The organism is Paraliomyxa miuraensis, assembly GCF_026337845.1.
Lineage (GTDB): Bacteria > Myxococcota_A > Polyangia > Nannocystales > Nannocystaceae > Paraliomyxa > Paraliomyxa miuraensis.
The window spans coordinates 363,353-389,614 of record NZ_JAOVZF010000157.1 but is presented as its reverse complement, the minus strand read 5'-3'; the positions used below and the strand labels follow the sequence as shown (position 1 = coordinate 389,614).

The window sequence follows — 26,262 nt, the reverse complement described above, 5'->3', positions numbered from 1 at the left end:
GGCCGCCGCTGCGACCCCGTGGTCTTGGGGGCCGCCGCACTGCTACGCTCGTGAGCCGATGCGGAGCACGAGGCGAGGGGGGCGGGCTCGGGCGGGCGCTGGGTCTGGGCGCTTGGGCCCGGTGGTGGGCCTGGTCGTTGGTTGGGCCGTGCTCGCGGCGGGGTGCCGCGAGGAGCCGCAAGGACGCGAGGACTCCGGCCTCGAGGCCCTGCAGCTGCTCGACGTCAATCCCAAGATCATCGTGCCCGGATCGACCGTGGTGATCGAGGGGCGCTCGTTCCTCGACCAGCCGCTGGGCGTGTCATGGTTGCGGCTCCAGGGCGGCTACTCGGGCTATCTGGTCGATTCCTATCTGCCCGCGACCTTCATCGACTTCGACCGGATGGAGATCCAGGCCTCGGCCGAGCTGCTGCGCTTGCTCGGCCCGCTCCCGGGCACGTTCTCGGGGAGGATCCAGGTCGAGGTCGACTTCGTGCCCGACGGCACCCGCCACGCCTCGGTTCCCCTGTCGATGACGCTCGAGCTGGCCGAGCACCTGCAGCCGCAGCTCGACGAGCTCGTGGCCGGCCCCACCATCTACGTCAACGAGCCGATCGAGATCGAGGGCTCGGGCTTCTTGCTCGGCGGGGACGAGGGCACCACCTACGCGGTGGTCGAGGGCTGCTTCACCCCCGCGGGGGGAGCCTCGTGTCTGCCCGTGCCGTCGGTGGCGGTGCCGGTACGGCCCGCACAGCCCCATGATCGCTCGCGGGGCATCTTCGCGTTCGCGCCCGAGATCGCGGGCATCGAGGCCGGACACTTCGACGGCACCGTCACCCTGCGCAACGAGCACGGCGACGGGCAGACCTTCGACAGCGGCCTGCGGCCCATGGCCTTCGACATGATCGAGACGGTGATCCTCGGGGTCGGGGGCGAGGACGGCGACGACGTGGGCACGCTGGGGCGTCGGGTTCCGATCACCGGCGGTGGCTTCGTGGAGGACGGCCCCGAGGGCGGCACCCTGCTCGCCTTCACCGGCACCTTCGACTCCGACGATGGCACGCAGCTGTCGGTCGACGTCGGGCTCGTGCCGAAGTTCGTGGACGGCCACACCGTCACCTACGTGATCAACGAGGAGGACGCGCTCTCGGGGGTGCTCGACGTGCGCGAGGCCCGAGGCACGCTCGTCGGCGAGCTCGTGCCCGAGGTCGACTTTCGCGGACAGCACGTGGTGGGCCTGCCGACCCAGGTCTCCTTTCGGCTCGAGCCGGTCAAGCAGGTCGTCTACTTGCAGTGGAGCGCGTCCTACAAGGAGAGCCTGCGCCTGTTCGGCCTGCGCGCCCTCGACGAGCGCATCCGGCAGCGCGTGCTCGACGTGCTGCGTCGCGACTACGCGTCGATCAACGTCGACTTTCGCACCGAGCCGCCCGAGGACTACGAGGTCTACTCGACGATCGTGATCGCCGGCCCCGATCCCAACGGGCAGGGCCTGCTCGGCTACGACAACACGCCCGGCAAGGACACGGGCAACGAGCGGCTCAACGACACCATCGGAGGCGTCAACGCCGAGACCCTGGAGACCGGCCAGCCGGGTTTCGGCGGCGTGTTCATGGAGTCGCTGTTCAGCTTCTCGCTGAACCCGCCCGTCAACACCGTGCCCACGTCGCCGGTGGCCACTGCCAATTTCGATCTCATCTTCGATCCATTCCGCTCCGATCGCGGCCAGCCGGTGACCGAGGCCGAGCTCGCCGGCATCGTGGTGCCCGTACCGACCTCGGGGGCGTTCTGCCCGGGCTACGATCGCCCCACGCAGATGGCCTGCGCCGTGTTCGTGCTCGGCTCGGTGGTGGGCTCGACCGTCAGCCACGAGCTCGGTCACTCGCTGGGCCTGGCCGATCCCTACGGGGTCGAGTTCCACAACGTGGGCGACCTTCCCAACCGGCTGATGGACACCGGCAGCGCCCGCAGCTTCGAGGAGCGGGCCGAGCTGATGGGGCAGGGGCCCGCGAGGTTCTGCCAGGGGGCCTACGACTATCTGCGCGAGATCCTGCCCACGACCGAGGCGGATCCGCTGAGCGAGCGCCCGCCCTGCTGACGTTCAGGTCGCAAGACGTCCCTCGAACACCACCCGTGCCGGCCCGCGCATGCGTACGCCCTGCGAGGGCTCGGCCGGCACCCGGATCTCGAGCGAGCCGCCGGGCAGGTGCACGGCGATCGGAGCCTCGCTGGGCTGGAGCCCCGCACGGACCGCCGCCACCGCTGTGGCGCACGCTCCGGTGCCGCACGCCTGCGTGATCCCGCAGCCGCGCTCCCACACCCACAGCAGCACGCCATCGGATCGAACCTGGGCCAGCTCGACGTTGGTGCCCTCGGGATACTCGGGCGAGCGCTCGACGCCCGGGCCGATCCGGCGCGCGAGCGCCTCGGGATCCTCGCTCGGCCCCACGAAGGTCACCGCGTGGGGATTGCCCATCGAGATGCCCGTGAAGGTCCGTCCTTCGCCTGCGGTGGGCCGGTGCTCGCCCAACTCGACGCCGGGCCCCATGTCGACCTCGACTTCGCCGGCATCGATGGCGTCGGCCGTCACCCGGCAGCGCCGGGGTCCCGCATCGGTATCGATGGTGACCTCGCGCGTGCCGGTACCGGCGACGACCAGGGCGACGCAGCGCAGGCCGTTGCCGCACATCTGCGGGCGGGAGCCGTCGTGGTTGATGACCCACATCGAAGCATCGTGTCCGTCCTCCCGTGGTGGACCGAGCACGAGGATTCCATCACCGCCCACGCCGGTGCGACGATCGCAGGCGCGGGGGGCCAGGGCCGACAAGGCCCGCAGCTCGTGCTCGACCGCGTCCACCGAAGCAGATCGGCGATCGACGAGCAAGAAATCGTTGCCCAGCCCCTCGACCTTGGTGAACACGAGCTCGGCCACGGTCGGTACCTACGCTGGTGGGGGAGGGGAGCGTCAGCCCGTGGCCTTGGTCGGCTCGGGCTCGGCCGTTGGCGCCTCGACGTCGGTGGCGGGCGTCTCGGTCGCGGCGGGCTCGGCAGCGGGCGTCTCCGTCGCGGCGGGCGTCTCGGTGGCCGAGGGCCCGGCGGCGGGCGTCTCGGTCGCCGCGGGCTCGGCGTCATGGCCTTCGCTCGGCGTGGCGGGCTCCTCGACTGTGCCCTCGGGCGTCTCGGTCATCTCGGTGGGCTCGATCTCCTCCAGCCCCGGTGGCAGCTGGAAGGCGGGCTCCTCGATCGCTGGCGCTTCGGCGGGCGTTGGGAGCACCTGGGGCTTGCCCCCCGGATCGGGCAGCGGCATGGGAGTTCCCTCGCCCACGCGCTCGTAGTCGACCTCTTCGTCGGCGTCGAACTTGATCTCCTGGGTCTCGTCGCTCTCCGCTTGCAGGCGCGACGAACCGCTGTGCGCGCTGGCGTACGCCAGATACACCGCACACACCATGAAGCCCGCGGCCAGGCCCTGGGTGAGCTTGGCCAGGAAGTCCGCTCCGCCGCCTCCGCCGAACACCCCCTGGCTGGCCCCGCCGCCCAGCGCGGTGCCAAGACCGCCGCCGCGCCCGGCCTGGAGCAGCACGACCAGGATCAGCACGACGGTGATGAAGACGTAGACGATCTCGATGAACAGGGTCATGGCGGCCGGGGATCGGGTGGGCGGTCAGGCGGTGGGGCGGGCGGTCGTCGCCGCGGCGCGCACGATAGCGAGGAAGGACGTGGGGTCAAGGGAGGCACCGCCCACCAGGAATCCATCGACCTCTCCGGCGGCGATGAGCGCGGACGCGTTGCCGGGCTTGACGCTACCACCGTAGAGGATGGATCTGTCGGCGCCCGCCGATCCGAAGCGCTCCCCCATCCATCGACGGATGGTGGCGTGCATCTGCGCCGCCTGCTCCGGGGTGGCGTTGCGACCCGTCCCGATCGCCCAGACCGGCTCGTAGGCAATGACCAGCCGCTCGTTCACCAGCTCGGGTCCTACATTCGAGAATGCCCCCGAAAGCTGCGAAATCACGGTGGATTCGTGCTCTCCCGCGTCGCGGGCCTCGAGCGCCTCTCCCACGCATAGCACGCACACGAGGCCCCCCTCGAGCACGGCTCGGAGCTTGGCCGCGATGAGCGCATCGTCCTCGTGGAAGTAGGCGCGACGCTCGGAGTGGCCGATGATGGCGCCTTCGACCTCGGCATCGCGCAGCATGGCCGGGCCGACCTCGCCGGTGAATGCGCCCTCGTCCTGGGCGGCGCAGTCCTGCGCCAGCAAGACGACGGTGTCATCGAGCCGGGTGTAGGGCCGCACCGCCTCGAGCGAGAGGTACGGCGGCGCGATGCCCACGCGGACCTCGCCCGCGGTGGGGTCGGGGTTGGAGAGCGCCTCGGCCACGCCGTCGGCGATCGCCTCGGCACCCACCTTGGCGGCGGCCGGCCGATGGTTCTGCTTCCAGTTGCCGAGGACCCAGGTCACGCGGTGCATGGTCAGCCCTCCTCCGATGACAGCGGCCGAGCCTGGTCCTGCGCGAGCGCGGCCACCCCGGGGAGCGTCTTGCCCTCGATGTACTCGAGCGAGGCGCCGCCGCCGGTCGAGACGTGATCGATCCGATCGGCCACCCCGGCCTGGGCGACCGCCGCCACGCTGTCACCCCCGCCGACCACCGTGAACCCCGGACTTTGCGCCACCGCGTGGGCCACCGCCAGGGTGCCACCCGCGAACGCGGGATTCTCGAACAGGCCCATCGGTCCGTTCCACAGCACCATCCCCGCCCGGGCGATGGCCTCGGCACAGCGCTCGGCGGAGGCCGGACCAATGTCGAGCGCCATCTCCTGGGGGTCGAGATCGTAGGCCACGCCGACCACGCGGGCCTCGCTGGCCTCGATCCCGCGGCCGACCCGTAGGTCCGTGGGGAGGATCACCTCCACGTCGCGTGCGGCCGCCTTGGCCATGACCCGCTCGGCGTCCTTGAAGCGATCGCCTTCCATGAGCGACGCGCCCAGCCCTCGCCCCTGCGCGGCCAGGAACGTGTTGGCCATCGCACCGCCGATCACCAGGGTATCGCCCGCGATGAGCCGCTCCACCAGGGCCACGAGCACCCCGAGCTTGTCGCTGACCTTGGCCCCGCCCACGATGGCCACGAACGGGCGCTCGGGCGCCGTGACCAGCCGCGACAGGGCCCGCAGCTCGGCCTCGAGCAGCCGTCCTGCCGCCTTCTCGCCCACCAGCGCGGGCACCCCCACCACCGAGGCATGCGCGCGGTGGCAGGCCCCGAAGGCGTCGTTGACGTAGGCATCGCACAGCGCCGCCAGGGCCGCCGAGAACTTCGCATCGTTCTTGGTCTCGCCCTTTTCGAAGCGTAGGTTCTCGAGCAGCACCACCTCGCCCGCGCGCGCGTCGGCCACCAGCTTGGTCACGCCGTCGCCCACGACCTCGTCCGCGAGCTTGACCTCCACGTCGAGCAGCTCGGCCAGCCTCGCGCCCACCGGCTCCATCGAGAACGCCGCTTCGAAGCCCGTGCCGGCGGGACGACCCAGGTGCGAGCACACCACCAGCTTGGCGCCTCGCTCTCGTAGCAAGCGCAGCGTGGGCAGGGTCTCGCGGATTCGAGTGTCGTCGCGAACCGTCCGATGCTCGCCCTTGGTGAGCGGTACGTTGAAGTCCACGCGCACGAGCACGCGGCGGTTGTCGACATCGAGGTCGTCCAGGGTGCGAAACGGCGGCGTCGTCATGACGGCGGCTCTGATACCCCTGCGGCCTCGGATCGTCCACCGCCAAGATCTCGCCGTTCCGTGCCAATGACCGAGCCCCGCGGACCGATGGGCCGGCGGGGCTCGACGGCGGGACGGACCGCCAGTAGGCCAAGGGGGATCAGATCATTCCGCGGCGAGCCGCTTTTGCAGGTCCTCGTTGACGAGGTGGATGAGCTCGGTCGACAGGCCGATGATCTGCTCTTCCGTGTAACCCTGCTGACGCATCTCGCGAAACAACGAGCGGGCCAAGATGTGCACGCTCTTGTTGGTCGCGAGGTCCTTCGGAGTCGTCTGGGTTGCGTGCATGGGGGTCGGTCTCCGGCCCAGAAACGTCTGCAATCGGCGCGCCCACTCTGGGCGAGGACCCCCGCCGCTCCCAAAAAAGCCCGGTGTTCCGCGGCGTTGGATCGGGCGTTGTTGGCGCCCGAGGGACGGCTGCGCGCACCGGGTTTCACGGACAAGCGCGCAGCGGGGTGCACGAACGTGGATCGGGAGCGGCCCTCGGTGGCTTGGAGCGCGCACCTCGGTTCGCTGATTGGGCTCACGTGTGCGGTCCCGCTCGTCCGTACGGCCGGTCCGAGGGGCGATCCCGGCTCGATCGTCCCGGCCTCCTGCCGAGGAGCCGCGGGGTCTTTGCTCGATCCCCCACCCCCTCTGTAGACTCCGCGCCGAAGTTGCCCCTACGACGCGCAACCAGACGATCGCTGCCGGCCGTTCGGGCCGGGGCCCTCGCGCTCGTCCTTGCGGGAACCGCGAGCCTCGGGTGTGCGGGCTGGCGAGGCGATACCTACGTGGCGCACCGCACTCCGCTCAAGCTCGCGCGCAAGGAGGCCACGTACGCGTTCGGCGATCCGGGCCCGCAGTGGCAACCCGTGCGCAACCTCAAGGACGTACAGGTCGCCTGGGTTCGACGCGAGATCGGGGGCGTCATCGAGATCCATGCCCAGTGCGACGACCAGGGCGACAGCTCCTTGGATCAATATACCGATCACCTGCGGATCGACTGGACGAGCTGGGACGTGGAGACCCAAGAACAGACGAGGCTGATCGACCGGGCGGCGCTGCGGACGATCGTGTCGGCCGAGCTCGACGGAGTGCCTCGCCGCAATGAGCTTTGGGTGGTCAAGAAGAACGGCTGCCTGTTCGACCTGCGGTACTCCGCCGATCCGCCGCACTTTGGCGATGGCCAGGGCGACTTCGCCAACGTGGTGCAGGGCCTGCGCTTTCCGCTGAGGGGGGCGCGGTGAACGGCATCGAGCGCTTTGGTGCCCTGGTGCTCTCGGGCCTGGAGTGGCTCGGCGGGGTGGCTCGCCTGGTGCTTCGCGTGCTGCGGGTCGGCCCGCGGCGCCCGTTCGGCTTCGACGACATCCTGCACCAGACGGTGGAGCTGGGCGTGCGCAGCCTGCCCATCGCCATGCTGATCACGCTGTTCATCGGCATGATCCTCACCTGGCAGTTCGGGTGGGGGCTCGAGGACTTCGGCGCCACCATGGCGCTGGGCAACGTGGTCTCGGTGGGGCTGGTGCCCGAGCTAGTGCCCTCGATGCTGGCCATCACGGTGGGCGTGAAGATGGCCGCGGGCATGACCGCCGAGCTGGGCTCGATGAAGGTCACCGAGCAGATCGACGCCATCGCGGCCCTGGGCGCCGACCCCTACAAGAAGCTGGTCTGGCCGCGGGTCTGCGCCTCCACCCTGTCGCTGCCCTTGCTCATCGCGCTCGGCAACCTCATCGCCATGCTGGGGGGCATGCTGATCGCCGAGTGGAAATTCGGCGTGCCTGCCGGCTACTTCTACGAGACCTACATCGACGAGCTCGAGCCGCTGAACTACATCGCCAGCCCGGTCAAGGGCGTGACCTTCGGGGCGCTGGTGGGGGCGATCGGCTGCTACCAGGGGTTCAACACCAAGATCGGCACCGAGGCGGTGGGGGCGGCCACGACCGACACCGTCGCGGCCACTGCGATCATCATCATCATTGCCGACTTCTACCTGAACACGCTCTTCTTCTAGCCCTGCTGTTTTCGTTGCGAGCGAGCCGTTCGTGCCCGAGCCCATCATCGACTTTCGCGGGGTGACCAAGCGCTTTGGGGAGCACGTGGTCTACGAGCGCATGAGCTTGTCGGTGCTGCCGGGGGAGACGCTGACCATCATCGGCGGCAGCGGGGGCGGCAAGAGCGTGTGCCTCAAGATGATGATCGGGTTGCTCGTTCCCGACGAGGGGCAGGTGCTGTTCCACGGGACCTCGGTGCCGGACATGCCCGAGGAGGGCCTGCGCCAGGTGCGGCGCAAGGTCGCCTACGTGTTCCAGGGGGGGGCGCTGTTCGACTCGATGACCGTGGGCGAGAACATCGGCTACGCCCTGCGCGAGCACACCGACTGGTCCATGGCCCGCATCGAGCAGCGCGCCAGCGAGTGCCTGACCATGGTGGGGCTCCACGAGGGCGTGGCCGAGCAGATGCCAGCCAGCCTCAGCGGCGGCATGAAGAAGCGCGTTGCCCTAGCGCGCTCGATCGCGATCGAGCCCGAGGTTATCCTCTACGACGAGCCCACCACCGGACTCGACCCCAAGAACATCAAGCGAATCGGCGACATGATCCTCAAGCTGCAGCGGGAGCTCGACGTGACCTCCGTCGTCGTGACCCACGACATGCCCACGGCTCGCAAGGTCTCCAACCGCATCGCGATGCTCTACCAGCGGGCGTTCCCGTTCGTGGGGACCGCCGACGAGATGTGGCACAGCGCGGCGCCCGAGGTGCGGGACTTCATCCATGGGCGCATTCGCAGGGCCGAGCAGAGCGCCCCGGCGCACCCCGTGGATGCTGCGGAGGACTCCCGTGGCGCGTAGGAGCGAGGCCAAGACCCGCCTGATCGTGGGCATCTTCGTGATGGTGCTCAGCGTGCTGCTGTTCGTGTCCCTGTTCATCATCGGGCAGAGCGAGGGCACCTGGGAGACCAAGACCATCATCCGCACCGACTTTCGCACCATCACGGGCCTGCGCAAGGGCTCGCCGGTGCAGCTGGCGGGGGTCGAGATCGGCACCGTGTCGTCGATCGACTTCGTCAACGTCGAGTACGAGTGCGACCCTGCCACCGAGGATCTCGGGCGCTACGGCGAGGGCCGCACCGACAACTGCGACGCGTTCCTGTTCTGCGGTCCCGGGGGGCTGTGCGCCGACCTCGAGCCCTACGCCTCCAAGGGGCAGCACGCGCCTTGCCTCGAAGACAGCGACTGCACGGCCGAGGAGATCTGCGTGACCTCCGACTTCCGCCGTCGCGCGCGGAGGGTGGCGTGGGTCGGCCCCGATGGCGTCTGTGCGCGCTACTTCACCACCCACCGCCGCGTGCAGGTGCAGATGACGATCTTCGAGGACAAGCTCGAGCTGGTGCGCACCGACTCGCGGGCCACCGTGGCCAGCAACGGCGTGCTGGGAGACCAGCTGGTCAACATCACGCCGGGCATGCGCGAGCCCTTGCCCGAGGAGCGCCGGATCCAGAGCAGCCCCTCGCTCTACGAGGACATCCAGCTGTTCCGCGACCGCTTCGACGGACTGACGGAGAAGGTCGACACCAGCCTCTCGGGGATCTCCAGCCTGTTCTCGCAGCTCAACGACGAGCGCACCATCAACTCGGTCAAGGGGACGCTCGAGAACGTCGAGGAGATCACCCGCCAGATGGCCGCGGGCGAGGGCCTGGTGGGCGCGCTGCTCAACGACGAGGAGTACAAGGAGGAGTTCGGGATCACGCTCCGCAGCATGCGGAACACGGCGGTCGGGATCGATCGCTTCGTGGATCGGGCCAACGACTCGATGGCCAAGCTCGACGACTCGTTCCAGCCCATGGTGGACGACGCGCGCGAGACCATGGCCAACCTGCGACGCCTGCTGTCGGACCTCAAGGACCCGAAGAACAAGAGCCTGGCCGCCAAGCTGCTCTACGACGACGACGGCACGATGGCCAAGGACCTCGAGAAGATCCTCAAGGACGTCGACGAGCTGGCCAAGTCGGCCAACAACGTGGTCCAGAAGGTCGACCGCGGCGAGGGCACGATCGGCAAGCTGGTCAACGACTCCAAGGCCCACGACGACCTGGTCAAGATCCTGCGCAACATCGAGCGCAACGACACCTTCAAGCGCCTGGTGCGGCACGTGATCGAGCAGGAAGAAGCCACGGGCGGGGAGGCGGGGGCCAGCGACGCAGAGGCTCCCCAGGGCCAATAGCGTCATGCAGGCGGCAGCGACGTCACGAGCGCCTCGATTCGCTGGCAGACCTCGTCCGAGTACTCCGCCGGCAGGGCGTGCGTGCCGTCCTCCATCACCACCCACTGCGCCTGGGGGATGGCGAACGCGATCCCCCGCAGGGTCGACAGCGGCACGAAGCGGTCATGGGCCCCCGCCATCACCAGCGTGGGGACGCGGATCTCGGGCAGCAGGTCGTCGGCCGTGTGGCGGCTGGCCTCGCCGAGCATCTCGAAGAACAGCTCGGGGTTCATGGCGGCCATCTGGTCGAGATAGATCTCGAAGTCCTCGCTGCGTAGCCGCTCGGCGTTGATCTGGCGAGTGATCGCGCCCAGCTCCTGGATCCAGGTGGTCGGGACCACCCCGCGCCACAGTCGTCGCGTGAAGTCCCGCGCGTGACGCATGGCGACGCGCAGCAGGGGGAAGACATGGCCGAACGCGTCGGTGCCCTGGAAGGTCGCGAGCGCGCGACCCGAAGGGCCGGCCAGATCGACCAGGCCCGTCACCCGCGGGCGATGGCGGCGATAGAGCTCGAGCGCGACCTGGAAGCCCATCGAGAAGCCCACCGCGACCGCGGAGGACACGCCGCGGGCCTGGAGCACGGCGGCCGCATCGTCCGCGAGGTCCGGCATGCTCAGGTGCCAGGGGCGGGGGGGATCGGGCGATCGCCCATGGCCGCGGTAGTGCATCAGCAATACGCGATGCTGCGCGGCCAAGCGGGGGATGATGCGGCGGAAGGCCCAACCGCTGCAGCCGATCCCGTCGAGGATCAGAATCGCGCGGTCGTGGCCCACGCCAACGTCACGAACGAACAACGACGCGCCATCATCGCGCTCGACGAAGACATCCTCGGCGGATGCCCCGTGCTCCGAGGGAACCGACGGAGTCGATGGCTCCACGCTCGGGGACGGCGGAGCGGCACCTTCGGCCCGGTCCGAGCGATCGCGTGCGTGAGGCTCGGTCATGGCCGCAGGCGCCCGAGGAGACACCATGGAGATGGCACATCATGGAGGCGGGCGCCGGCCGCGACCGGCGCTCCCATCTCGGGGCCAGGGTCGCGGCCATTCGTCCCGCGAACGCTACTCGTTGCGCCCCCGCTCGTCGTCGGGTTCGTCGTCCGAGATCTCGTTGACGCTCGGGTACTTCATGATGTCCTTGCGAGCGATCTTCCACGCCTTCTGGACGATCCACGAGAGCGAGCGGTCCTGGCGGGCCGCCTCCTCCTGGATCTCTTTCAGCATCTGTTCGGGAAAGTACAGGCTCTGCTTGCGCTTGTCCGAGCTGGCCATTCAGGGGTTCTCCGAGCCCAAGGCTTCAGGGTTCGCCCGCAGGGTAGGATACGGTACGAATTTTTGTCAACTGATGGGGCGCGACGAACGGGCGTCTACGCGCATCCGTCGATGCACGATCCCACTTGATTGTCGCCCATCGCATGCCATGCCGTGCGCCGAGATCTCTGAATGGGACGAGGGATGGGACCGGCTTGCGTCCAGGGCGTGCGCCCAGGGTTGCGCCCAGGGGTTGCGCCCAGGTCTTGCGCCCAGAGGAGCGGGACCCACAATGGGCCGCCAATTTTCCATTGTCGGGGAGCCGGCGACGCTATAGCCTTCGCCGTCTTGTCTCGGCACGACCCTCGAGGGAGAGGCCAATGGCTCTGACGAAGGCGCAGACCGAAGAATTCCGCAGGATCCTCATCGACAAGCGCGATCGGCTCATCGCCGAGGCCAAGCGCACCCTCGACCAAGACATGGTGATCGAGGCAGACGAGCGCATGGACGAGGTCGACCAGGCCTCGAGCGAGTACATGCAGGCGTTCTCGTTTCGCCTCCGGGGACGAGAACGCTTCCTGCTGGGCAAGATCGAGCATGCCCTCAAGAAGATGGAAGGCCACGAGTATGGCCTGTGTGAGGAATGCGAGGAACAGATCTCGCTCAAGCGCCTCCAGGCTCGGCCCGAGGCGCAGCTGTGCATCCAATGCAAGGAAGCGCAGGAGAAGGACGAGGCGATCTACGCCGAAGACTAGGCAGGCGCAGCTTGCCGACCGGCCCCGCGGCGCCGGCAGGCGCTGCTCCCCCTACCCTCGGCGGTCGCCGACGGCGCGTCGCAGCCGGCGAATGTCCTCGGGTCCGCCGATCCCGATGAGCCAGGTGCCGGGCTCGAGCACGAGGTCCCCCGAGGGGACGTAGTCGGCCTTGCCCTCGGGTGAGCGCACGGCGATCACCAGCACCCCGCAGCGCTCGCGGAGCCCGGCCTCGCGCAGGGACTTGCCCACGAGGTCCCCCGAGGGGCCGACCTGGGCCTCCTCGATGCGCAGGTTGGCCTCCTTGTCCCGCAGCATCTCGTCGAGGAACCGCACCACCTGGGGCCGCAGCATCTCGGACGCCAGCCGCATGCCTCCGATGGAGGCGGGGGACACCACCGCGTCGGCGCCAGCGCGCTTGAGCTTGGCCACGGCCGAGGGAGACACGGCCTTGGTCACGATGCGCAGGTTGGGGTTGGACTGGCGGGCGGTGACCACGACGAACATGTTGGTCTTGTCGTCGTCCATGGTCGCGACGATGCCGCGAGCGCGCGAGAGCCCCGCCTTGGTCAGGATCTCGTCGTCGGTGGCGTCGCCGTGCAGGGTCAGCACGCCCTCGCGCTCGAGCTCGTGCAAGTGGGCCTCGTCCTGATCGATGCACACGAGCTTCTCGCCCATGGCCCGCAGCTCGCCCACCACGTGGATGCCGGTGCTTCCCACTCCACACACGATGTAGTGGTCGAGGATCTCGTCCATGCGCCTGCGGAGCCGACGGTAGCGCCGGACGTTGCCGAAGTCACTCTCCACGAAGAAGCTGGTGATCGACGAGACCACGTAGAGATTGGCCGAGATCCCAAAGACCAGCAGGGCCAGAGTCCAGGTGCGGCTGCCGGGGACGAGGTCGAGCTCGAGGGTCTCCTCGAAGCCCACGGTGGTGATGGTGATGGCGGTGAAGTACACGCAATCGGCGAAGCTCCAGAGGCCGGGCATCTGCAGCCACGCCAGATACCAGTAGCCAAAGGCGCCCAGGCCCAGCACGCTGACGAGCACGACGAGCGCCACGATCACGCGGCGCCGTGAGGCCAGGTAGACCTCGATGGGATTGTTGGGGCTGGGGGACGCCTCCTCCATGGGCGTGCGGCCGGATGATACAGCGAGCCCGGTGCTCGCGTGGCCCGAGGGAGGGCGCTTGCCGGCGCTGGGGCCCGAGGCGACACTGACGGGCCCGTGCTTCCCGACGTCCTCACCGTTCCTGGGCTTGGCCTGCAGGTCCATGCCTACGGGCTGATGCTCGCGGTGGCGCTGCTGCTGGCTTGGCTCGTCACGCTGTCGCTGGGGCGCAAGGACCGGCTCCCGCCGGGGCCGCTCGGCACGGCCTACGTGCTGGCGGCGGGGCTGGGCTTGGTGGCGGCGAGGATCGCCTGGTTGCTGCAGCGCCCGGGGGAGACCGTGGATGCATCGCTGTGGGTGCTGCGGGCCGACGAGCTGGCTCCATTTGCGGGCCTGATGGTGGCGGGGCTCGTCAGCGGCTTCTACCTGATGCGGCGGCGCGTGCCGGTGGTGGCGTTCTACGACGTGGTGGCGCCGGCGTTGGCGGCGGGCGCCATGGTGGAGCGGCTGGGGGCGCTGCTGGCCGGAATGGGCTTTGGCGACTATGCGCCCGAGCTGCCGTGGGCGATCCGCTTTCCGGCGGGCTCGCCGGCGTACCTCGAGCACGAGCGCTCGCTGCCGGGGCTCGTGGCGCCGGGGGCAGAGCTGTCGCTGCCCGTCCACCCGACCCAGCTCTATGCGCTGCTGGTGGCCGCGGCGGCGCTCGGCGTCGGGCTTTGGCTGCGGCGGCGGCGACGGTTCTCCGGGCAGGTGTTCCTGGGCACGGCCATTGCGTATCTGCTGGGGCGCGCATTGGTGGAGGAGTGGTTTCGTGCGGATGCGGGCGCGGCGATGCTGGGACCGCTGTCGAGCGGGCAAGTGAGCGCGCTGGTGCTGAGTGCGTCGCTTGGCGTGGTGGCGTGGTCGCGCGGCAGGCTGGCCCTGGCCGAGCACAAGCCCGCGGCGTTTCGGCCCTGGGAAGGCGGGCGCTGGAGCCCGTCGGATGCGGCGCAGGCCGAGCCCTCGTCGCGGGCTCGGCCCGAGGCCGATCCGTCCGCCGAACCATCCTCGGTGCGGGGGCGCAACAAGACCAAGAAGACCGCCAAGGGGCGGAAGGGGCGGCGCCGCCGATGACCCGCGGGCTCCACGGCGAGCGACGGCCCGTGGTGCTGCTGCATGGGGCGCTGCGCTCGCCGGTGGGCCTTTGGCCCACCGCACGCTGGCTGTCGCGGCGTGGGCTCGATGCGCGTGCGTTCGGCTATCCCACGCGGCGAGGCACGCTCGAGCACCATGGCGATGCGCTCGCGCGCTTCCTCGACCAATGGCAGCTGCCGGCGGACGGGACGCTGGGCTTTCTGACCCACAGCATGGGCGGGCTGGTGGTGCGGGCGTACCTGCTGCGGCATGCCGGGCGGCATGCCGCACACCACCGCGTGGTGATGCTCTCGCCGCCCAACCAGGGCGCCGAGCTGGCCGAGCGCAATCGCGACAACCCGCTGATGCGGTGGCTCTACGGTGAGGCGGCCGATCAGCTGCGACCCGAGCACGTGCAGCGCATGCCGGCGCCGCCCTCGGGAACCGACGTGCTGGTGCTCGCGGGGGCGAAGGGAGATGGGCGTGGCTACAACCCGCTCATCTCCTCGGGCGATGACGACGGCGTGGTGGGGGTGGCGGAGATGGGATTGCCGGGGGTGGAGCCCACGGTGGTCGGAGGGGTGCACGCGTTCTTGCAGTGGAGACCCGCGGTGCTCGAGCGCGCGGCGGTGTTCCTGCGCGGGGAGGACGAGGACGGATGACGGCGCGAGCGACGTGCGGGTGGGTGTTGGCCGGCTGGGTGGCGATGCTGATGGGCTGCGGCTCGCCGGACCCGATCGCTTCGGGGGAGGGCGTGACCCCGCCGGCCGCCAATGCTCGGGCCGTGTTCGACGAGGCGCGCCGAGAGCTCGCCGATGCCGGGCGCGCACCGCTGCGGCGGGGGATGGAGATCGACCGCGACGCCTTGCATGCGGCGCTCGTCGACCTTCGCGCTCGTCATGGAGTGACGCTTGCCGAGGGCTACGCGGCGAGCATCGAGGCGCTGCCCCGGGGCGAGCTGCCCGCGGCGCCGCAGTTCTCCGAGGTGGCCTCGTTCTCGCTGCCCGACGCGGCGGCGGCTCGCGACGTGGAGGCGATCAACTGGCTGTTCGACGAGGACGTGCGGCACACCGTGCAGCGCGTGGTCGGCACGTACCTGACCCTGATGATGGTGGAGGACGTGGGGATGACGACCGAGCAGGTGGGGATCTGGATGGCCTTCTTGCGGGCGGCCAAGCCCGAGCTGCGTCGTTGCGGAGGCCAGGGGAGCGCGCTCTCGCTGTGCGTGGACTACGGCGCCGACGTGTTCGTGGTGGACCTGGTGCGGCAGGAGCCCGCATGGGTGGCCACGCGGCTGCGGTGGATGCAGGCGTCGGCGGTCCGAGCGGACGACGGCTAGCGAGGATCGTCGAGCGGCTCGAGCCACCGCAGCCGGCGGGCAGGACGGAGCAGCAGCCGAGGGCCTTCGAAGACCAGCTCGCCCGAGCTGCGGACGAGGACGCCGAGCCGGGTCATGGCTCGCTGGGCCAGCGCATGGTCGTGCTCGCCGAGCTCGAGGTGGACCGTGCGCTGACCCAGGCCGTCGACGAAGGCGTTGAGCCGGGCGAAGCGACGACCCCGAGGATCGATGCAGAGGCCGGTGACGGCCGCGGTGAGCGAGCGTGGCTCGAAGGGAGCGAGACGCTCGCCATCGTCGACGAGCGCGTGATCCAGGCCCTGCGATGCTTCGCATGCCGTCGTGTCCATGGACGACCTCCGTGATCCATTTGCGTTGCGTGTGATTCGCGGCACCGATCGCCCATGCGTCGATGCCGTTGGAATCGGCCAACGGAGCCCAGCGTAGCAAGACGCGGGGCGAGGGGCCCGGCGATGCGCTGAGGCGAAGAGTGACACCCGCATGGTGCTGTCACGATGAGGTCCACTGGATCGCGGAAGGCCTGGCCCACGCAGTCGCGGTGTCGCGTCCAATGTCGGGACCCGAGCGGGACCCGAGGGCTCGACGAAGAACGGCAACGTCCGTGGACGTTGCCGTTCGTGGTGCCGAAGGGCGGACTTGAACCGCCGACCTAGGGGTTATGAATCCCTCGCTCTAACCAGCTGAGCTACTTCGACATGTTCGTTCGACGTGCTCGACGTGAGGCGGACGCGGGTGCCGCCATCCCCTGGTTGGAGGCCGGCGGCGGGACCGGGTTTATGCGCCGACGCCGAAGCCTCGTCAAGCGCCGGAGGCCGACGCCGACGGTGCGCGGAGTCATGGCTCGGGCTCGGGTGCGAGCCCACCCCCACCTCCCGCCTCCGATGGGGACGGAAGGCCGCCAAGTACCCGTGACCGAACGCATTTGCCGCAAACCCGACCCGTGGTAGCGATCGCATTGGACCAGCGGTGCGCCTGGACGGAAGGGCCGTCGGCGCCAAGCGGCTGGACCGGAAAGCGTGGCCCACATGTCCTCGGAAGTCGTGATCGTCAGCGCCGCCCGTACGCCGATCGGCAGCTTCGGCGGCTCGCTGTCCACCGTGCCGTCGCCCCAGCTCGGGGCGGTGGCCATCAAGGCCGCACTCGAGCGGGCCAAGGTGGAGGGGGGCGACGTGGACGAGGTCCTCATGGGCTGCGTGCTGCCGGCCGGCGTCGGTCAGGCGCCCGCGCGCCAGGCGATGATCGCCGCCGGGGTCCCCAAGGAAGTGGGCGCGGTCACGGTCAACAAGGTCTGCGGCTCGGGCCTCAAGACGGTGATGATGGCGGCTCAGGCGATCAAGGCGGGCGACGCCACGATCGTGGTCGCGGGCGGCATGGAGACCATGTCGCTGGCGCCGTACTACCTGCCCCAGGCCCGCACCGGCTATCGCATGGGCAACGGCACCCTGGTGGATGGAATGGTCCACGATGGGCTGTGGGACCCGTACAACGACTTCCACATGGGCAAGGCCGGAGACCTGTGCGCGAGCGAGAAGAAGATCGACCGTGAGCGGCAGGACGCGTGGGCGGCCACGAGCTACCGGCGCGCCCAGGCGGCGGTGAAGGATGGGCTGTTCGCCGAGGAGATCGTCTCGGTGGAGGTCCCGCAGCGCAAGGGAGCCCCGGTGGTGGTCAGCGAGGACGAGGAGCCGTTCCGCGGCAAGATCGACGCGCTGCCCTCGCTGCGCCCCGCGTTCGCCAAGGACGGGACGATCACGGCGGGCAATGCCTCCACCATCAACGACGGCGGGGCCGCGCTGGTGTTGATGACGGCCGACGAGGCCAAGCGGCGCGGGCTGACCCCGCTGGCTCGCATCGCCGGCTACGCGGGGGCGGCTGCGGCCCCCGAGTGGTTCACCACTGCACCAGCCAAGTCGATCCAGAACCTGCTGACCAAGACCGGGCGCGCCGTGGGCGACGTGGATCTGTGGGAGATCAACGAGGCGTTCGCGGTGGTCTCGCTGGTCAACCAGGACGAGCTGGGGATCGCCGAGGATAGGCTCAACGTGCGCGGTGGTGCGGTGGCGCTGGGGCATCCGGTCGGCTGCACGGGCGCGCGGATCCTGGTCACCTTGCTGCATGCGATGAAGCAGACCGGCAAGGCCCGCGGCGTGGCGTCGCTGTGCATCGGCGGTGGCGAAGCGGTGGCCCTGATGGTCGAGCGGATCGAGCAGGTGGGAGGCTAGGATGAGCAACGACGCGGTGGTTGCGGTGAAGACCCTCGGAGTGCTGGGCGCCGGCCAAATGGGCGGCGGGATCGCTCAAGTGGCCGCGCAAGGGGGCCGCAAGGTGCTCCTGGCCGATGTCGACCTGAAGCGTGCCGAGCAGGGCAAGGCCACGATCGAAAAGGGCCTGGGACGCCTGGTGGAGAAGGGCAAGGTGACCGCGGAGGCCCGCGACGCCACGCTGGCCAACATCGTGCCCGTCGCGAGCGTCGAGGCGTTCTCCGAGGCCGACTTCGCGATCGAGGCGGCGACCGAGAACATCGAGCTCAAGAAGACCCTGATGAAGGGGCTCGATGCAGCGTGCCGGCCGGGGGTGATCGTGGCGAGCAACACCTCGTCGATCAGCATCACCTTGCTGGCGGCCGAGACCTCGCGGCCGAGCCACGTGGTCGGCATGCACTTCATGAACCCGGTGCCGGTGATGAAGCTGGTGGAGATCATCCGCGGCCTGGCCACCGACGACGCCACCTACCAGACCACGGTGGCCCTGGCCCAGGACCTGGGCAAGACGGTGATCACCAGCAAGGACTGCCCGGGCTTCATCGTCAACCGGATCCTGATCCCGCTCATCAACGAGGCCTGCTTCGCGCTCCAGGAAGGGCTGGGCACGCCCCAGGACATCGACCTCGGAGCCAAGCTGGGGCTGAACCACCCCATGGGGCCGCTGGAGCTGGCCGATCTCATCGGGCTGGACACCTGCCTGGCGATCGCCGAGGTGCTGCACCTCGAGCTGGGCGACGACAAGTACCGCCCGGCCAACAACCTGCGCATGCACGTGGCGGCAGGGTGGCTGGGGCGCAAGACCGGTCGCGGCTTCTACGACTACGGGAAGGGCAAGTAAGTGGCCTACGCGACGATCAAGGTCGAGGATCGGGCGGTCTCTTCCGCGTCGCCGGCGGTGATCCGCGTGGTCACCATCGATCGCCCCAAGGTGCTCAACGCCCTGTCCGAGGAGGTCGTGGGCGAGCTGACGGCGGTGGTCGAGGACACCGCCCGGGCGTTCGGCGCAGGCGCCAGCGTGCGGGGCCTGCTGCTCACCGGCGAGGGCAAGGCGTTCGTGGCGGGGGCCGACATCGCGGCCATGGCCGACATGACGCCCGAGCAGGCGCTGGCGTTCTCGGGCAAGGGGCACGCGCTGGGCGAGATGCTCGAGGCGCTGCCCGTCCCCACCGTGGCGGCGGTCAACGGCTTTGCCCTGGGGGGCGGCTGCGAGCTGGCGCTGGCGTGCGACTTCATCTACGCGAGCGAGAAGGCCAAGTTCGGGCAGCCCGAGGTCAAGCTGGCCGTGATCCCCGGCTTTGGGGGCACGCAGCGGCTGCTGCGGCGCGTGGGCCTGGCGCGTGCGCTCGAGCTGTGCATGACCGGTGACATGATCGATGCGGCCGAGGCTCATCGCATCGGCCTGGCCAACCGGGTGCTGCCGCCCGAGCAGCTGCTCGACGAGGCCATGGCGACCCTGGTGCGGATCGCCGCCCAGGGCCCGCTGGCGGTGGCCAAGGCCAAGGAGGTGCTGCATCGCGGCGCCTCGATGCCGCTGACTCACGCCAACGACCTCGAGCAGGAGGCGTTCGCCAGCCTGTTTGCCAGCGCCGACCAGACGGAGGGCATGCACGCCTTCCTGGCCAAGCGCGCGGCCAACTTCACCGGGCGCTAGGAGCTTGCCATGGATCTGTCGCTGAACGACGAACAAGAACAGCTGCTGCGCATGGTGAAGGAATTCGCCCAGCGCGAGGTCAAGCCGATCGCCGCCGCGCTCGATCGCGAGCACCGCTACCCGGCCGAGCTGGTCGCTCGCATGGCGGAGCTGGGTCTGTTGGGCATCGAGGTGCCGGTGGACTACGGCGGCAGCGGGCTCGATACCCTGGCCTATGTGCTGGCGATGGAGGAGATCTCGGCCGCCTGTGCCTCGACCGGGGTCATCATGAGCGTCAACAACTCGCTGGTCTGCGATCCGCTGATGAAGTGGGGCAACGAGGAGCAGAAGCAGCAGTGGCTGGTGCCGCTGGCCGCGGGGGACAAGCTCGGCTGCTTCATGCTCAGCGAGCCCGAGGCGGGCTCGGACGCGGCCGCGCAGAAGACGGTGGCGGTGCGCGACGGTGACGACTACGTCATCAGCGGCACCAAGAACTGGATCACCAACGGGCCGCAGGCCGACACCGGGATCCTCATCTGCATGACCGAGCCCAGCGCGGGGCACCGGGGCATCTCGGCGTTCGTGATCGACATGAACGGCCAAGGGGTGCGGCGCGGGCAGAAGGACGACAAGCTCGGGATCCGGGCCAGCCACAGCTGTCAGATCTTCTTCGACGACGCGCGGGTGCCGGCGAGCCAGCGGCTGGGCGAGGAGGGGCAGGGCTTCAAGGTGGCCATGTCGACCCTCGACTGCGGGCGCATCGGGATTGCGGCGCAAGCGCTGGGGATCGCGCGGGCTGCGTTCGAGGCGGCGGCGAGCTACGCCTGCGAGCGCAAGACCTTCGGCCAGCGTGTCATCGATCACCAGGCGGTGGCGTTCATGCTCGCCGACATGGACACCGAGATCGACGCGGCGCGGCTGCTGACCTGGAGGGCCGCCGCCGCCAAGATGGCGGGGCGGCGCCACACCAGGGAGTCGGCCATGTGCAAGCTGATGGCCTCCGAGGTCGCCAACAAAGTGGCCAAGAACGCCATTCAGATCCACGGGGGCAATGGCTACGTCAGCGAGTACCCGGTGGAGCGCCACTACCGCGATGCCAAGATCACCGAGATCTACGAGGGAACCTCGGAGATCCAGCGGATCGTCATCGCCTCCTACCTGCTGCGGGGCTGAGAAAGCGCGAGCCCGGCGGTATAACCAATCACCCACGAGGTCCCCATGACGCATCGCAGCGCCCTTTGTCTCTCCGTGCTCATCGCCATGCCCACGCTGTCGGCGTGCGGCAAGAACAAGCGCGACTCCGACAACCCCGACGTGGCCGCGGCCTACGCCGACAACAAGTACGAAGAGGACATCGTCACCGCCCGTCGCCGCAAGGACTACGAGGACCAGGGCACCGCGATCGATCCCAAGACCCTCGCCGCGATCGAGGACACCATCAAGACGGTGTACCTGCGCGACCTCGAGCGCTGCCTCGAGGACGAGATGGGGGAGGAGGGCACCCGGTTCATCCGCAGCGTGTTCACGGTGCAGTTCGACATCGACACCGAGGGGCAGGCCAGCGGCGCGAAGATCCTCGACATCTGGGAGAAGAAGCAGAACGCCAAGGGCGGCGACATCGGCGAGGTCGATCCGTCGCGGCTCAAGGGCTGCATCGAGGGGGTCATTGCCGAGTGGGTGTTCGAACCCGCGCCCGAGGCCCCCTACAGCCACACCTATCGTGGGCAGGTGGGTGAAGCGTTCTAGGTCGTGATCGACTTCTCACCCAACGAGTCGCAGGCTGCGGTCGCGGCGGTGGCCCGCAGCTATGCGAAGGAAGTGCTCGAGCCGCGGGCGGCCACGCTCGATCGGACCGGGGGCTTTCCCCATGACAACCTCGCGCAGGCGGCACGGGCGGGGCTCTTGGGGATCAACGTGCCCGAGGCGCTCGGGGGCCGAGGGGCCGGCGTGGTCGCCTACAGCCTCGCCATCACCGAGACGGCGCGCGCGTGCGCGGCGACCACGGTGGCGCTGTGCGTGAGCAACATGGTGGCCGAGGTGGTCACCCACTTCGGCAACGAGGATCAGCGCACCGCCTACGTGCCGCGGCTCTGCCGAGGTGAGCTGGTGGTGGGGGCGTTTGCGTTGTCGGAGCCGGGAGCGGGCAGCGACCCCGGTGGCATGCGCACCAAGGCCACGCGGACCGATCGCGGCTGGGTGCTCGAGGGGTCCAAGCTGTGGATCACCTCGGGCACCGATGCGGGGTTGTTCGTGGTGTGGGCCAGGACATCCGATGCGCCCGGGACCCGGGGCATCTCCACCTTCCTGGTGCCGGGCGACACACCGGGGCTCGTGCGTGGCAAGCCCGAGCACAAGATGGGCCTTTGCGGCAGCACCACCACCGCGATCGACTTCGAGGCCTGCGAGGTGGGTCCACAGGCGCTGCTGGGAGAGGAAGGCCGGGGCTTTCCCGTGGCCATGATGGCGCTCGATGGCGGTCGGGTGGGCATCGCATCTCAGGCCCTGGGCGTGGGGCTGGCCGCGGTCGAGGCCGCCGCCGAGTTCGTGGCGGGCGATGCGGGTCGGCGCGGGCAGCAGTGGGTGCAGTGGGCGCTGGCCGATGCCGCCACCGAGCTCGATGCAGCGCAGCTGCTCGTCCTGCGCGCGGCGTGGCTCAAGGAGCGGGGGCAGCCGTTCTCGCGCGAGGCATCGATCGCCAAGGTGTTCACCACCGAGCGCGCGTTCGCGGCCTGCAACCGGGCGGTCGAGGCGATGGGGGCCGCGGGCTGCGACGAGGCCCATGCGGTCGAGCGCGGGCTTCGGGACGTGCGCGTCACGATGATCTACGAGGGCACCTCGGAGGTGCAGCGGATCGTGATCAGTCGCGACATCATGCGTCGCTTCGCGAGCGGCTAGCGCGGGATCGGCTCGGACGAGGCCGGGGAGGAGTGGGACGCGATGGACTTCGATCTGGACGAGGACGACCAGCTGCTGCGCGACACGGTGCGTCAGCTGTGTGAGCAGAGCGTGCGGCCCCACGCGGGCGAGTGGGACGAGGCGCGTGCGATCCCCGCCGCCGTGCGCGACGAGCTGGGCCGGATGGGCCTTTGGGCGCTTCGCCAGCCCGAGGACGAGGGCGGGGCGGGGTTGTCGACGGTGACGGCGTGTGCGCTCGTGGAGGAGCTCGCGGCGGCCGACGGAGCGCTGGCAATGCTGATCGCGGCGCACAACTTCGCGGGGCTGGCTCATGTGGCCGCGGCCTCGGCAAGCCAGCCGGCGTTGGCCGGGGAACTCTCGGCGATGGCCTCGGGGCAGCGACCGTGCGCGTGGGCGCTGGCCGAGGGGGCACTGGGCTCGGGCGAGGGGGCGCTGGCGATCACGGCCACCCGCCAGGGCGACGCGTGGGCGCTCGATGGCGAGGCACGCCACGTGCTCGGGGCCGCGGTGGCCGGGCGGTTCGTGGTCTTCGCTCGCGCCGAGGACGGGCCCACCGCGTTCTTGATCGACGCCGATGCGGGCGGTCTGCACGTGAGCGCTCCGCTGCGCACCCACGGCGCACGAGCGGCCGGCACGGCGCACCTGGGCCTGCAAGGGGTCAGGGTGCCCGACGAGCGACGTCTCGGCGCGCCGGGACGGGCGCTGACCGATGCGGCGACCATCGTGGCGCTGCGGGAGCTGTCGTGGGCCGCGGTGGCGTGTGGACTGCTGCGAGGGGCGCTGCAGCAGGCCAGCGGCTACGCCCAGCAGCGCGAGCAGTTCGGGCGGCCGATCGCGAGCTTCCAGGCGATCCAGTGGAAGCTCGCCGACATGGCCACGGGCCTCGAGGCGGCCTGGCTGCTCACCGTGCAGGCGGCCTGGCGATGCGACCAGGGCCGGCCGTTGGGCGAGGCGGCCGCGCGGGCGCGGACGTGGGCCACGGGGGCAGCGGTTCGCGGGTGCTCGGAGGCGCTGCAGATCCACGGCGGCTATGGCTACACGCGCGAGTATCCGGTGGAGCGGGCGCTTCGCGACGCACGGCAGCTCGAGGCGACCGCGGGGGGCAGTGCGACGGCGCGCTCGGTGCTGGCCGACGCGATCGCCGAGCGCCTGGGATGAACGATCAGCGCGGCTGCGGGGCGCCGAAGGTGAGCAGCTGGTCGCTCATCGATGCGTGCTGGACCGCGATCCACTCGGGCGCTCGGGCGATCGTGCTGACCCGGACCTCGTCGAGCCCTCCGTGCAGGCCGTGCCCCACTTGCAGCGCTGCATCGGTCACGTCGAGCATGCGCGCCACGGCATCGCCTCCCACCGTGATCGAGCCCTCGAGCGCGCCGTTGCGGAAGATCGAGAGCACCCCGGTGTCGGCCCGGTAGGTGGCGGCCAGGTAGGTCCAGCTGTCGAGCGCGAGCGAAGAGCCCAGCTCGGCCACCTGCGCTCCGGCGACGCCCTCGGGGCGCACCACCACCTTGGGTCGCGTCGAGGTGGCCTCGAGCGTCTGTAGCTCGAAGCTTCCGGTCTTGCGCAGCACGGAGTGGGTGGAGTCATCGGCGGCCACCGGGGTCGAGACCCACGCCTCCAGGGTGAAGGCGTCGGTGAGCGCGAGCTCTCCGGGGTCGAACAGCTCGAGCGGGCCGGCGGTGGCCATGTCGTCCGGCACCATGGCGACCGAAAGGCCAATCGGGCCGGGTACGTCGAGGTCTCCTCCGAAGCCGATGAATTGCAGGTCGTGGCCGGCCGCGGTGGTATCGGGCATCGTGGGTGAACCACCGCGCTCCATGTGCCACACCGCCGCAAAGGCCCCGTCCCATACCGCGGAGGGATCGAGGGACGCGAAGCCGGGGGTGTCGCCGTAGTACATCCACAGGTGATCGGGCAGCGCGATGCTGTCGATCCGAACCCACACGAACGAGGTGCCGCCCGGGTCCCAGTGCTCGATCTCGATGGGGTAGGCGCCGGCTTCCTCGGGTCCGAAGAAGCGAAGGTCGGACCCGTCCGGTTGCGTGTCTTCGTACTCGATGCGGGTGCCGTCGAGCACGACCAGCAAGGTGCCCACGCCGACCCCTCCGGCGAACGCGGGCGCGATGTCCAGCCGACGCTTGCGCGGGCCCTCGATCGAGGGGGCACCCGTGCTGTCGGGGTCATCGGTTCCATCGTCGGTGCTCCCGGTCTCGCCGGAGCCGGACACCCCCATGGGAAGGGTGCCCTTGCTGTCGGAATCGAGCTGACAGGACGCCACGGTCGCCATCAGGCCGACCGCGTACGAGAGGAGGCGAAACGAGGAGGAGACGCAGCGCAAGCTCATGCCAGAGGCCGTGGATCCTCGCAGGTATCGACGACGACCTCCACCGCGGCCATGCCGCGGCGCTTCATCGCCGGGGTCGGCGGGGCGCAACTGGCGCTGGGGTTGGCGCTAGGTTGGCGTTGGCGCTCGGGCTGGCGCTGGCGTCATCGCTACCGCTCGACCGCGCAGAAGGTGCTGAGGTAGAGCGCGGAGGCGGACACGATCTCCTCGTCGTCCCACACGCTGCGGTCGGCGAGCTCGTTCCAGCCGTCGGTGCGAGCGACCATCAAGGTCACGTCCTCGGGGGCGACGTCCATGCCGCCGGCGCTGTAGTTGTAGAGCACCTGCACCGGGGTCTCGAACACCAGACCCACCGGCTCCACGCGGTAGGAGGGCCCCAGCGCCCCCTCGGGCTCGTCGTCGACCTGCTCGATGGTGATCTCGATCGCGTCGGCGAGCGCGCCGGCGGGGATGTCGACCGTGAGCCGGCCGTCCACCGAGATCACGACCCCGCCCTCGGGGCCGATCGCGTCGTCGCCGAGCGTGTCGCAACCGGTGAGGGTGACGAGGGCGAGGCAGGCGGCAGCGAGCGTCTCGAGCTTCATGATGACTCCCACGAAGAGCAACGGGCGTGCCAACCTGGTTGGACCCCACGATCGCGGCATCTTCCGTGACCTCGATCTACGGAACGCAGGCCGATCGGCAACTCGACTTGCCGCACTCGAGGGGGTGCCTGGCCACGGGACCAGCCAGAACCGTGGCCGCGATTTCACCGATTTCAGCCGAGACCCAGCGCGTCGACCTCGTCCTCGTCGAGGCCGAAGAAGTGCCCGATCTCGTGCAACAGCGTGATCTCGACCTGCCGGCACAGCTCCCCGTCGTCGGGGAACGCATCGAGCAGATTGGCGAAGAACAGCACGATGCGGGTGGGGCGATCGGCGGGCCCTGCCTCGACGCTGAGCCGTCCGAGATCGTCGGGGCCCTCGAACAGGCCAAGGGCCCGTGGATCGAAGCCCTCGCGGACCAGCTCGATCGAGGGACGTGGCTCGAGCACCACCGGCACGTTGCGGAGGCGGGCCTGGAACGGCTCGGGGATGCGATCGAGGGCCTGGGCGGTGGCCCGCTCCACCAGGGCCAGGTCGCGGCGGCTGCCGAGCCCCGCGCGGCGGTGGGCGGCTGCATCGAGCCTGGACACCTCGAGATCGTGGTGGACCTGCAGATCGTGCTCACCGGCATCCTGGTGGAGCCGGGCGAGTGCATGATGTGCATCCGCCAGGGCGGGGGCGCGGTCGATCGGCGGGCCAGCGCGCTCGAACGCCGCGATGGCGGCTCGCAGGTGGTCGCGGGCCTCGTCGAGCCGGCCGAGCGCCCCGCTCAGCTCGCCCAGCGCGGCCAGCACGGTGGGGTCGTGAGGGGCAAGCGCCTGGGCCTCGGCGAGATTGCGGGCGGCGGCCTCGTCGCGGCCATCGTCCAGCAAGGCGAGGGCCTCCTCGACCAGGTGGTCGACCACGGCTCGGTCGGCGGCGTGGAGGGCGTCGGGCACGGGATCCTGGGTGGCAAGAGCATCGCTCCATCGCACCC

Annotated in this window: 28 protein-coding genes and 1 tRNA gene; 16 read left to right on the top strand and 13 right to left on the bottom strand. The window is 69.9% G+C overall.

The window, feature by feature from the left end; translation table 11 throughout:
• The first annotated feature begins 58 nt into the window (after positions 1 to 58).
• Complete coding sequence (locus OEB96_RS28975; protein WP_266220011.1) at positions 59 to 2,074, top strand: hypothetical protein; 2,016 nt, start codon at positions 59 to 61, stop codon at positions 2,072 to 2,074.
• A gap of 3 nt (positions 2,075 to 2,077) precedes the next feature.
• Here OEB96_RS28975 and dapF read toward each other — a convergent pair whose 3' ends face one another.
• The 5 genes from dapF to OEB96_RS28950 form a co-directional block, all read right to left on the bottom strand.
• Positions 2,078 to 2,908 (bottom strand): diaminopimelate epimerase, encoded by an 831-nt coding sequence (gene dapF, locus OEB96_RS28970; protein ID WP_266220010.1) that lies wholly within the window; start codon positions 2,906 to 2,908, stop codon positions 2,078 to 2,080.
• 33 nt (positions 2,909 to 2,941) lie between these two features.
• Positions 2,942 to 3,613 (bottom strand): preprotein translocase subunit SecG, encoded by a 672-nt coding sequence (gene secG, locus OEB96_RS28965; protein ID WP_266220009.1) that lies wholly within the window; start codon positions 3,611 to 3,613, stop codon positions 2,942 to 2,944.
• 24 nt (positions 3,614 to 3,637) lie between these two features.
• Entirely contained in the window at positions 3,638 to 4,444 is an 807-nt protein-coding gene (gene tpiA, locus OEB96_RS28960; RefSeq protein ID WP_266220008.1) for a triose-phosphate isomerase, read from the bottom strand.
• A 2-nt stretch (positions 4,445 to 4,446) separates the two neighbouring features.
• Complete coding sequence (locus tag OEB96_RS28955; RefSeq protein WP_266220007.1) at positions 4,447 to 5,691, bottom strand: phosphoglycerate kinase; 1,245 nt, start codon at positions 5,689 to 5,691, stop codon at positions 4,447 to 4,449.
• A gap of 144 nt (positions 5,692 to 5,835) precedes the next feature.
• Positions 5,836 to 6,018, bottom strand: a complete 183-nt coding sequence (locus OEB96_RS28950; RefSeq protein WP_266220006.1) for a hypothetical protein — start codon at positions 6,016 to 6,018, stop codon at positions 5,836 to 5,838.
• Positions 6,019 to 6,503: 485 nt separating this feature from the next.
• On the opposite strand from OEB96_RS28950, the gene OEB96_RS28945 reads away from it, so the two are divergent.
• Genes OEB96_RS28945 through OEB96_RS28930 form a run of 4 tightly spaced genes read left to right on the top strand, consistent with a single transcriptional unit; the run spans position 6,504 to position 9,930 of the window.
• Positions 6,504 to 6,959: a hypothetical protein gene (locus OEB96_RS28945; RefSeq protein WP_266220005.1), complete on the top strand. Its 456-nt coding sequence runs from the start codon at positions 6,504 to 6,506 to the stop codon at positions 6,957 to 6,959.
• A complete protein-coding gene (locus OEB96_RS28940) occupies positions 6,956 to 7,723 on the top strand; it encodes an MlaE family ABC transporter permease (protein ID WP_266220004.1) in 768 nt (255 codons plus the stop codon). Before OEB96_RS28945 ends, OEB96_RS28940 begins: the two co-directional genes overlap by 4 nt.
• 31 nt (positions 7,724 to 7,754) lie before the next feature.
• Positions 7,755 to 8,558 carry an ABC transporter ATP-binding protein gene (locus tag OEB96_RS28935; protein WP_266220003.1) on the top strand — a complete coding sequence of 268 codons (804 nt, stop codon included), beginning with the start codon at positions 7,755 to 7,757 and terminating at the stop codon, positions 8,556 to 8,558.
• Positions 8,548 to 9,930, top strand: coding sequence for an MlaD family protein (locus tag OEB96_RS28930; RefSeq protein ID WP_266220002.1), 1,383 nt, complete (start codon positions 8,548 to 8,550; stop codon positions 9,928 to 9,930). The genes OEB96_RS28935 and OEB96_RS28930 overlap by 11 nt, the downstream gene beginning before the upstream one ends.
• Before the next feature lie 2 nt (positions 9,931 to 9,932).
• Here the strand turns inward: OEB96_RS28930 and OEB96_RS28925 are convergent, their stop codons facing one another.
• Both OEB96_RS28925 and OEB96_RS28920 read right to left on the bottom strand, forming a co-directional pair.
• Positions 9,933 to 10,913, bottom strand: a complete 981-nt coding sequence (locus OEB96_RS28925; RefSeq protein WP_266220001.1) for an alpha/beta fold hydrolase — start codon at positions 10,911 to 10,913, stop codon at positions 9,933 to 9,935.
• Between the two features lie 114 nt (positions 10,914 to 11,027).
• On the bottom strand, positions 11,028 to 11,237 hold the full coding sequence (locus OEB96_RS28920) for a TIGR04563 family protein (protein WP_266220000.1): 210 nt from the start codon (positions 11,235 to 11,237) through the stop codon (positions 11,028 to 11,030).
• Positions 11,238 to 11,596: 359 nt separating this feature from the next.
• Here OEB96_RS28920 and OEB96_RS28915 point away from each other — a divergent pair, with 359 nt between their 5' ends.
• Positions 11,597 to 11,971: a TraR/DksA family transcriptional regulator gene (locus OEB96_RS28915; RefSeq protein WP_266219999.1), complete on the top strand. Its 375-nt coding sequence runs from the start codon at positions 11,597 to 11,599 to the stop codon at positions 11,969 to 11,971.
• A gap of 51 nt (positions 11,972 to 12,022) precedes the next feature.
• Here the strand turns inward: OEB96_RS28915 and OEB96_RS28910 are convergent, their stop codons facing one another.
• On the bottom strand, positions 12,023 to 13,099 hold the full coding sequence (locus tag OEB96_RS28910) for a potassium channel family protein (RefSeq protein ID WP_266219998.1): 1,077 nt from the start codon (positions 13,097 to 13,099) through the stop codon (positions 12,023 to 12,025).
• A 96-nt stretch (positions 13,100 to 13,195) separates the two neighbouring features.
• On the opposite strand from OEB96_RS28910, the gene OEB96_RS28905 reads away from it, so the two are divergent.
• From OEB96_RS28905 to OEB96_RS28895, 3 genes are read left to right on the top strand one after another with little or no spacing between them, the layout of a single operon-like run.
• Positions 13,196 to 14,191, top strand: coding sequence for a prolipoprotein diacylglyceryl transferase family protein (locus OEB96_RS28905; RefSeq protein WP_266219997.1), 996 nt, complete (start codon positions 13,196 to 13,198; stop codon positions 14,189 to 14,191).
• Entirely contained in the window at positions 14,188 to 14,853 is a 666-nt protein-coding gene (locus OEB96_RS28900; RefSeq protein ID WP_266219996.1) for a lipase family protein, read from the top strand. The genes OEB96_RS28905 and OEB96_RS28900 overlap by 4 nt, the downstream gene beginning before the upstream one ends.
• A complete protein-coding gene (locus OEB96_RS28895) occupies positions 14,850 to 15,530 on the top strand; it encodes a hypothetical protein (RefSeq protein ID WP_266219995.1) in 681 nt (226 codons plus the stop codon). Before OEB96_RS28900 ends, OEB96_RS28895 begins: the two co-directional genes overlap by 4 nt.
• Here the strand turns inward: OEB96_RS28895 and OEB96_RS28890 are convergent.
• Complete coding sequence (locus OEB96_RS28890) at positions 15,527 to 15,877, bottom strand: hypothetical protein (protein ID WP_266219994.1); 351 nt, start codon at positions 15,875 to 15,877, stop codon at positions 15,527 to 15,529. The two genes, OEB96_RS28895 and OEB96_RS28890, sit on opposite strands and share 4 nt — an antisense overlap.
• Before the next feature lie 289 nt (positions 15,878 to 16,166).
• Positions 16,167 to 16,243, bottom strand: a tRNA-Met gene (locus OEB96_RS28885).
• A gap of 330 nt (positions 16,244 to 16,573) precedes the next feature.
• On the opposite strand from OEB96_RS28885, the gene OEB96_RS28880 reads away from it, so the two are divergent.
• Genes OEB96_RS28880 through OEB96_RS28850 form a run of 7 tightly spaced genes read left to right on the top strand, consistent with a single transcriptional unit; the run spans position 16,574 to position 23,516 of the window.
• Positions 16,574 to 17,770 carry a thiolase family protein gene (locus tag OEB96_RS28880; RefSeq protein ID WP_266219993.1) on the top strand — a complete coding sequence of 399 codons (1,197 nt, stop codon included), beginning with the start codon at positions 16,574 to 16,576 and terminating at the stop codon, positions 17,768 to 17,770.
• Position 17,771: 1 nt separating this feature from the next.
• Entirely contained in the window at positions 17,772 to 18,650 is an 879-nt protein-coding gene (locus OEB96_RS28875; RefSeq protein WP_266219992.1) for a 3-hydroxyacyl-CoA dehydrogenase family protein, read from the top strand.
• Complete coding sequence (locus tag OEB96_RS28870; protein WP_407674688.1) at positions 18,651 to 19,463, top strand: enoyl-CoA hydratase/isomerase family protein; 813 nt, start codon at positions 18,651 to 18,653, stop codon at positions 19,461 to 19,463.
• 9 nt (positions 19,464 to 19,472) lie between these two features.
• Positions 19,473 to 20,615: an acyl-CoA dehydrogenase gene (locus OEB96_RS28865; RefSeq protein WP_266219991.1), complete on the top strand. Its 1,143-nt coding sequence runs from the start codon at positions 19,473 to 19,475 to the stop codon at positions 20,613 to 20,615.
• A gap of 45 nt (positions 20,616 to 20,660) precedes the next feature.
• Entirely contained in the window at positions 20,661 to 21,188 is a 528-nt protein-coding gene (locus tag OEB96_RS28860; RefSeq protein WP_266219990.1) for a hypothetical protein, read from the top strand.
• Between the two features lie 3 nt (positions 21,189 to 21,191).
• Positions 21,192 to 22,337, top strand: coding sequence for an acyl-CoA dehydrogenase family protein (locus OEB96_RS28855; RefSeq protein ID WP_323137441.1), 1,146 nt, complete (start codon positions 21,192 to 21,194; stop codon positions 22,335 to 22,337).
• A 42-nt stretch (positions 22,338 to 22,379) separates the two neighbouring features.
• Positions 22,380 to 23,516: an acyl-CoA dehydrogenase family protein gene (locus tag OEB96_RS28850; protein WP_266219989.1), complete on the top strand. Its 1,137-nt coding sequence runs from the start codon at positions 22,380 to 22,382 to the stop codon at positions 23,514 to 23,516.
• 4 nt (positions 23,517 to 23,520) lie between these two features.
• Here the strand turns inward: OEB96_RS28850 and OEB96_RS28845 are convergent, their stop codons facing one another.
• The 3 genes from OEB96_RS28845 to OEB96_RS28835 form a co-directional block, all read right to left on the bottom strand.
• Positions 23,521 to 24,702: a DUF2341 domain-containing protein gene (locus tag OEB96_RS28845; protein WP_266219988.1), complete on the bottom strand. Its 1,182-nt coding sequence runs from the start codon at positions 24,700 to 24,702 to the stop codon at positions 23,521 to 23,523.
• A gap of 149 nt (positions 24,703 to 24,851) precedes the next feature.
• Positions 24,852 to 25,286 (bottom strand): hypothetical protein, encoded by a 435-nt coding sequence (locus tag OEB96_RS28840; RefSeq protein WP_266219987.1) that lies wholly within the window; start codon positions 25,284 to 25,286, stop codon positions 24,852 to 24,854.
• 173 nt (positions 25,287 to 25,459) lie between these two features.
• On the bottom strand, positions 25,460 to 26,224 hold the full coding sequence (locus OEB96_RS28835) for a metallopeptidase family protein (protein ID WP_266219986.1): 765 nt from the start codon (positions 26,222 to 26,224) through the stop codon (positions 25,460 to 25,462).
• Positions 26,225 to 26,262: the final 38 nt, after the last annotated feature.